This window comes from Paenibacillus sp. TSM33, from assembly GCF_056099025.1.
The window spans coordinates 58115-65451 of the sequence record NZ_JBLZXB010000006.1; the positions used below are offsets into that span (position 1 = coordinate 58115).

The following is a 7337-nucleotide window of genomic DNA, read 5'->3' on the forward strand; positions in this document are numbered from 1 at the left end:
TGTATTTTTTTAAATTATTCGTTTATGACAAAGGTTCTTAGTAGTCTGCAATATTAGAACTTTTTTGCCAAAGGATTTCCAATGGTTTCCGCGAATTCTACATATACAAGCTTATTTCTTTCCATACCATCCAGGGAGGTAATGATTAAATGGAAGAAAGCAAGTCGACGACGGAAGCAGCAAAGCAACTGGGAATCGGGGCGAGTACCCTTCGTAAATATGCAGCGGCGCTGGAGGAACAGGGATATGTGTTTCAGCGTTCCGCTAATCAGTCAAGAATGTTCAGTTCAGAGGATGTTGAGTGCTTGAAGGTGATGCGGAGAGCGTTGCGTGAGCAGCATATGACGATGGAGCAATCCGTTCAGGTGGTACTTGAGAGAATAACCGCTCCCTTCCAACTGGAGGATGAAGAATTCCGCTTGCCACCCATCTCGGATGCTGAATCACTGACCGCAACCTGGCAAGAAATAATGGCGGCGGCTGAGGGTAGAGAAGAGACGGTCATACAGGAGCAAGCTGCTGCTACGGTTGAGGTGACAGAGTTTCAGGATGAAATGAATGTTCAGGAACTATCAGAGGAACCCATGCAGCCGCAGGAGCAGCTCCAGACTTTGACACCAACCATTGAATATAGATTGGAGCAAGCATCTGTATCTGTACAAACGCAGGAGTCCGTAGAACAGCAAGAACTGGCACAGATGCAGGATATGGTGCAAACCGCTTTGTTAGAAATGCGGAGCCGTTTGGAGGAACTGGAAGCAGAGCATAATCGTTTGGTGGAGAAGAATGTTAGCTTATCTAACCAACTGGAGGACCATAAACGTTGGATGAAAGAAAGGGTCGAGGAAGAACGGGATCGGCAGTTAATCACTAATCTACGTACCTATCAGGGACGGCAACGCAAAACGCGCAGTTCGCTGTTGTCCTGGCTCGGTCTGACGCCACGCAGCCGCAGAGAGGCATAACGATCACTATCTTGTCTAATAAGACCATCAGACCTACCCGGTTCTGATGGTCTTTTGGCGTGGATGATATAATAACAGAATACAAAAATACGAGGACAAGTCGCTTAGGAAACGTAGCTGCGGCATGTATAGGAAAGGATCTAAGTATGTTTGCTTGGTTGTGGAACATTTATGAATCATGGATAGATTATCCCAAACAGCCTGGTGATTTGCTGAGCGGACGTTATTGTGTTCGTTCGCTTTTAGGCATGGGTAGCTATGGTCTAACTTACCTCTGTCTGGATCGGCACAGCGGACAGGAGGTGGCGGTCAAACTGCCCAGACCGAGCAAACGAGCGCAGGCAGTTCAGCTATTGCAGCGCGAGGCTCACATTATGCGACGTATGGAGCACCCTTATATTCCGAAGCTGCTCGAAATTGACCAACATTCGGACGGAATGTATATGGTCATGGAATACGTCTCCGGTATGACCCTGGAGGAGCTTATCTTTGAACAGGAGCGTTCCTTTACGGAACAGGAATGTATCGTCTACATTTTAGAGTTAATGGAGCGGGTTCTGCATGTGCATGAACGGGGATATATCCATCGCGATATCCGCATTCCTAACGTAATTCACCGCGAAGGGAAGCCGTACCTAATCGACTTTGGGCTTGCTCTGGCCGTGGGAGAACGACAGGAGGATGTTTTCACCGAAACCATGCTGGAAAAGCGCGCGCCTGAGCGACAAGATGTCGCCTTCTACAGCGATTTGTACGATGTCGGGCATTTTATGCTTTTTATGCTGTATAGCAGTTATGAGCCTCAGCCGGATCAACCGCCTGGAAGCTGGCAGGAAGAATTAGTATTGAGTCAACCTGTGCGTCAGATACTGGAGCGACTTTTTCAAATTCGTCCACGTTATGAAAACAGTCGACAATTTATGCAGGAGCTGGAGGAAGCATTGTTGCTGCTAGAGGTTAATCCATAGCATCAGTCCCTAAAAAACAGGCATTCGCCGCAAAAATGGGGGAATGCCCTCTTACGCATTAGGCCAGGTCTACATACAATGATCCTGTAAATGAGCGAAGGGAGTGTTGTAAATGAGTCATATGTGTGGAATAGGCGGTATGGGCTGCGGTGTAGGTGCCTGGACCTCTATAGGGGCGATTCTGGTACTGTTTATTTTGCTGGTAATCATCTCTAAAACCCTGTTTCTGTAATTTCGGTTATAGCCGATTTCCTGTAAAATGCACTGATGTTGCTCTGCATAACGAAGGGTGTACAACAATAAAGCGAAGGCCCTTGATGAGAAGGGGCTTCGCTTTATAAGTTTAAGGAGCCTGTGGTTTGCTTCTGTGTTACGTTGTACTCCGCCCCTGCTTCGTGTGGTTTGGCTAGGAACTGGAGTAATGACGGCGTTTATCCTTGTAATATCGGTGGCCGTTATGGCTGTTCTTGTATCCGTCTGATGAAGAATGGCGTCTACGGTCGTAATAACGATCTGAGCTGCTGTATCGCCGCTTGTGGGAATGAGAGGTGGAATGTAGCAGGCGGTGCAGTAATTTTTTGAGCATCGTCTAATCCTCCTTCTTATCCTATCCAACTGACATAGACAGGTCTTATAAAACGATAATACGCAACAGCGTTAGAACAGGTTCCACTAATTTAAAATTGTAGGGACTTGGCCTGAAATTCTGCAATATCCTTGAACTCTTCTTCAAATTTACGTGAAATACGAATATAGATCGGCAGTAAATCACGATAGATATCTACATGCTCTGCCGCAGGTTTATGCTGATGAGTGGTGCCGATCATACCGGATACTGCATCTAGCGAATCAATTCGTCCTAACGCGTACAAGCCTAGAATAGCTGCACCTAGACATGAGCTTTCCAGACTTTCGGGAATAATGACTTCCTGATCAAAAATATCCGCCATGAGCTGTCTCCACAGCTCCGAGCGTGCAAATCCACCCGTAGCGTGAATGACAGAAGGCCTGTCGATGACTTCTTCCATAGCGAGCATGACTGTATACAGATTGAACAGTACGCCCTCCAGTGCGGCGCGAATCATATGTTCTTTTTTGTGCCGCAGGGACAGGCCGAAGAAAGAGCCGCGCGCATTTGGGTCCCATAGAGGAGCGCGTTCCCCGGATAAATACGGAAGGAAAAGCAGACCGTCCGAGCCGGGACGTACCTGTTCAGCAATTTGGGTCAGCACATGATACGGATCAATTCCTAAGCGATTGGCAGTTTCCACCTCAGAGGCTGCAAATTCATCCCGTATCCAGCGGAAAACGATACCGCCGTTGTTCACCGGACCGCCGATGACCCACAGCTTTTCGGTCAAGGCATAACAGAAAAAGCGCCCTTTGGCATCGGTGAGAGGCTTATCAACTACAGTACGGATGGCTCCGCTGGTGCCGATGGTAACAGCGACAACTCCAGGTTTGATTGCATTCACACCGAGGTTGGACAAGACACCGTCACTGGCTCCGATCACAAAAGGGGTCGTCTCCAGCAGGCCCATGTCCTGTGCATAGGCTGCATCCAGTCCTTTTAGCACATGAGTTGTCGGCACCAGCTCGGATAGCTGTTCCTTCGTCACACCTGCAATAGTGAGCGCCTCCTCGTCCCAATCCAGCTGCTTCAAATTCATGAGTCCGGTAGCAGAGGCGATCGAGTGATCCACGACATATTGTTGGAATAACCGGGCAAAGACATATTCCTTTATAGAAATGAACTTGTACGTCTGGGCCGCAACATCCGGTAAATCTCGTGTAATCCACATCAGTTTCGTCAGCGGTGACATGGGGTGAATGGGCGTTCCAGTGCGTAAGTAAATATCGTGTCCATTGTATTTATGTTTGAGCGCTTCAGTCCATTTGGTACTACGGTTATCTGCCCAAGTGATGGAGGCGGTCAGTGGTTTTCCGTTTTTGTCTACCGCCAGTACGCTGTGCATAGCCGAACTGAAGGAGACGAACAGCACATGTTCGGCGGGGACTCCGCTTTGTGTCATGACCTCTTGCACCGTCTCTACGACAGCTTTGAAAATATCTTCAGGGTCCTGTTCTGCCGCATCTGGCTCAGGTGTATGGAGTGGATAGCCCACATGATGCTGTGCAGCAATATTGCCGTTTTGCTCGAAAAGCACTGCCTTAGTACTGGTCGTGCCAATATCGACGCCGATCATATATCGGGTTTCAGTCATATTCATTCTCCCCTTCACTTACCTTATTAGCTATTATCGTTAAATTAACACATTCAGCAGTGTAATCAAACTGAATGCGACCAGGGAGAGAATGCTTCCATAACATTCAAAGAGTAATTGCGATAATATGTATAGTTAATTGTATACTTGTCGATAATTGAGTCTGAAAAGAGAGCCGCGTCAGCTTGAGCACGCATAAAGACGCGGAACATGGGCTCTTTGCGAAGCGTGTTACAACTAGGATAATGTCTTTCTATAGGAGGACAAAACGCTATCATTAACTGCGTTGCGGGTGTCTCGGTAATGTTCCTCAATGAGTCGGGACAACACCTGAGCATTCCCTTGGTTTAAAGCATTTGCAAATGTGCGGTGCTTGCGAATTGTGACTTGGGATTCTTCGATGTCGGACGCAAATCGTTGTTCTGTCGCAGCCAGCATAACCGTCAGGATCAACTGCCTCATACCATTCCAGGTATGGAGAATACGGGTATGGCCCGCTTCCAGGACCAGAGCTTCATGAAAATTAAAATCTTGAAGAGAAAATTCAGCGATATCCCTGTGCTTGAGGGCAACTTCCATTTTGTCGATCATCTGATTTAAAGCAGTTACTAATATGGTATTATCCCTATGTACATACCTTTGAACAACAAAATGCTCGATCAGCATTCGTACGTCGAACAGCTCCTCCATATCACCGGGTGTCATGCCGATCACAACCGCCCCCATGCGCTCCAAACGGATAAGTCCTTCACCTGAGAGTACTTTCATGGCTTCACGCACAGGAGAACGACTGGTACCAAAATCGGCAGCAATCTGATTCTCGGATAGAACGGTGCCGGGTGTCTGCATACCGCATATAATCTGAAGCCGGAGTTCACAAGCAATCCTCTCTCCAAGCGATGCGCCTTGTAACCAGGTTGTTGGATATTTCATAGAATACTCCTATCTTGCCAATGATTTTGCATACTTGTATACAAATTATGGAGTATTATATACCCAGCTTAAGCCCTTGTAAACGGTATCAATTGACATCGGTTCCATTTCGCTGCTTTTAGCGTTACAATAGAAGCAGAAAAAAGAAGCAGTGAAAAGTGGAACGAACATGGATAAGAAGGAGAACGTTTAATGATTATCATTAAAACCAAAGAACAAATTGAAAATATGAAAAAAGCCGGCGAAATATTGGCTGCTTGCCACCGAGAGATTGCCAAAATGATTAAGCCAGGTATTACGACATTGGAAATTGACGCTTTTGCAGAATCATTTATGAAGAAGCACGGCGCAACGCCGGAGCAAAAGGGCTATAACGGCTATCAGTTTGCAACTTGTGGTTCACCTAATGATGTGATTTGCCACGGCTTTCCTAACAAAACACCATTGAAGGACGGCGACATCGTGACGATCGACATGGTTGTAAACCTGAATGGCTGGCTGGCAGATTCCGCTTGGTCGTATGCGGTGGGGAATGTGTCTGAGCAGGCACAAAAGCTGTTGGACGTTACCAAAGAGTCTCTATATAAAGGGATTGAGCAAGCTGTTGTTGGTAATCGGATCGGGGATATTTCCCATGCGATCCAAACTTACGCGGAAGCCGAAGGCTTCTCGGTCGTACGCGAATTTATTGGGCATGGCATAGGGGAAGAAATGCATGAGCAACCGCAGGTTCCACATTACGGACCTCCGCACCGTGGACCACGCTTGAAAGAGGGCATGGTCATTACAATTGAGCCGATGCTCAACACAGGCACATACCGCAGTAAAATTGATGCAGACGGCTGGACAGCGCGTACGTTGGACGGCGGTTTGTCGGCACAATACGAGCACACGCTGGCAATTACAGCAGACGGTCCAATCATTTTGACCCAGCAATAAAAACAGATATCCATTAGTAGCCTACGGACTAACGAACTAAATGAGCTAGACATTTTACAGAAAAGAGGCTGTCCAGAGGGCAGTCTCTTTTACTACGTGCATTCTATAAAAGATTTCTGACGCGGATTTAATTCTGTAAGTGGGCCTATATCGCTGGTTCTGCATGTAGTGAGGATGACCCGGACTGACAGCCTATGGAAGAGGACCATTTCTCTGATGAAGCAAAGATGAACCTGGCGCTGATCCAGAGGTACGGGGAATATAGGGGGATGCTGACGGTGATGGGAAAGCGTATATGTGAATGTATAAGGATGCTATTTTTTGGGGTGAGTAATTTTTAGAAAGGCACCAAGCCACCATCAATCGTTAATGTAGATCCAGTTATAAATAGGAAGCTTCGTCAGAGAGAAGCCAAGCGATACCTTTTGCGACTGTTAAAATGGCCAGCTAATTTCATTGGTAAGACCTTGAATTGTATGTTTCACTGTATGTCGGAAATGCTTTCAGACCAGCTATGAATGAAACATTGACAAATGAACCTCCCCCAATTTTAGGCATTTGTTAGATTTCAATTTTCATGCCCCAATATATATGCACTTAAAGGCATTAGTTTTTATGGTATTCAAAATCAAGGTTATTATCTGACTTTAGCTAATGGTGCTTGCTCTAAAGCAACGTCTGCGTTATTGACCGTCCAGTCTAGGTGCCATAAAGATATCTAATCGCTATGTATGAAAAGCATTTTAGGATGCAATAGATCCAGACAAAGACTCACGATATTTATAATGAGGAAAAACAAATTCAAAAGTTTATTGGATATAGTAATAGAAACGATTTTAAAAAATCGGTTAGCGATTATTAAATGGTATTTTTTACATGTTGTAATCGGTATGGCTAAATGGTATATTATTTGAGCTGACAACAAAACAGCCGTTTCAAAAAGAATAAATAGGGTGAAATGATCTTTGTAAAAAAAAGAAAAAAATAACTCTTGCATTTTTGAAATGAACATGATATGATCTTATAGCTGCTGAAAACGCAGCGAAAAAGAATTTGATCTTTGAAAACTGAACAACGAGTGAGTAAACGATTTTGTTCGCAAAATCAAACAAAGAGGTATTTTATCTCGTCAGTTTCAAAATGAGCTAATCGCTCTTTCTATAACCAACCTCGGTTGGTATTTAATGGAGAGTTTGATCCTGGCTCAGGACGAACGCTGGCGGCGTGCCTAATACATGCAAGTCGAGCGGGGTTAGTTAGAAGCTTGCTTCTAACTAACCTAGCGGCGGACGGGTGAGTAACACGTA

The 7337-nt window shown here is 45.7% G+C and carries 7 protein-coding genes and 1 rRNA gene; 5 read left to right on the forward strand and 3 right to left on the reverse strand.

What is annotated here, in order from left to right; translation table 11 throughout:
• The first annotated feature begins 149 nt into the window (after window positions 1-149).
• The 3 genes from ACN6NF_RS02060 to ACN6NF_RS02070 all read left to right on the forward strand — a co-directional run bounded on the left by ACN6NF_RS02060 (window position 150) and on the right by ACN6NF_RS02070 (window position 2165).
• Window positions 150-965, forward strand: a complete 816-nt coding sequence (locus ACN6NF_RS02060; protein WP_474314697.1) for a MerR family transcriptional regulator — start codon at window positions 150-152, stop codon at window positions 963-965.
• Between the two features lie 146 nt (window positions 966-1111).
• On the forward strand, window positions 1112-1933 hold the full coding sequence (locus tag ACN6NF_RS02065) for a serine/threonine protein kinase (RefSeq protein WP_474314700.1): 822 nt from the start codon (window positions 1112-1114) through the stop codon (window positions 1931-1933).
• A 112-nt stretch (window positions 1934-2045) separates the two neighbouring features.
• The gene (locus tag ACN6NF_RS02070; RefSeq protein WP_474314703.1) at window positions 2046-2165 is read left to right on the forward strand and encodes a YjcZ family sporulation protein; all 120 of its coding nucleotides are present in this window, start codon (window positions 2046-2048) and stop codon (window positions 2163-2165) included.
• A 174-nt stretch (window positions 2166-2339) separates the two neighbouring features.
• Here the strand turns inward: ACN6NF_RS02070 and ACN6NF_RS02075 are convergent, their stop codons facing one another.
• The 3 genes from ACN6NF_RS02075 to ACN6NF_RS02085 all read right to left on the reverse strand — a co-directional run bounded on the left by ACN6NF_RS02075 (window position 2340) and on the right by ACN6NF_RS02085 (window position 5091).
• Window positions 2340-2519 carry a hypothetical protein gene (locus ACN6NF_RS02075; protein WP_080561121.1) on the reverse strand — a complete coding sequence of 60 codons (180 nt, stop codon included), beginning with the start codon at window positions 2517-2519 and terminating at the stop codon, window positions 2340-2342.
• Window positions 2520-2610: 91 nt separating this feature from the next.
• The gene (gntK, locus tag ACN6NF_RS02080) at window positions 2611-4158 is read right to left on the reverse strand and encodes a gluconokinase (RefSeq protein ID WP_474314705.1); all 1548 of its coding nucleotides are present in this window, start codon (window positions 4156-4158) and stop codon (window positions 2611-2613) included.
• Window positions 4159-4395: 237 nt separating this feature from the next.
• On the reverse strand, window positions 4396-5091 hold the full coding sequence (locus ACN6NF_RS02085; protein WP_474314708.1) for a GntR family transcriptional regulator: 696 nt from the start codon (window positions 5089-5091) through the stop codon (window positions 4396-4398).
• A 192-nt stretch (window positions 5092-5283) separates the two neighbouring features.
• Here ACN6NF_RS02085 and map point away from each other — a divergent pair, with 192 nt between their 5' ends.
• Window positions 5284-6030 (forward strand): type I methionyl aminopeptidase, encoded by a 747-nt coding sequence (gene map, locus ACN6NF_RS02090; RefSeq protein WP_013369117.1) that lies wholly within the window; start codon window positions 5284-5286, stop codon window positions 6028-6030.
• Between the two features lie 1181 nt (window positions 6031-7211).
• Window positions 7212-7337: ribosomal RNA gene (locus tag ACN6NF_RS02095) — 16S ribosomal RNA — on the forward strand; the annotation flags it as partial.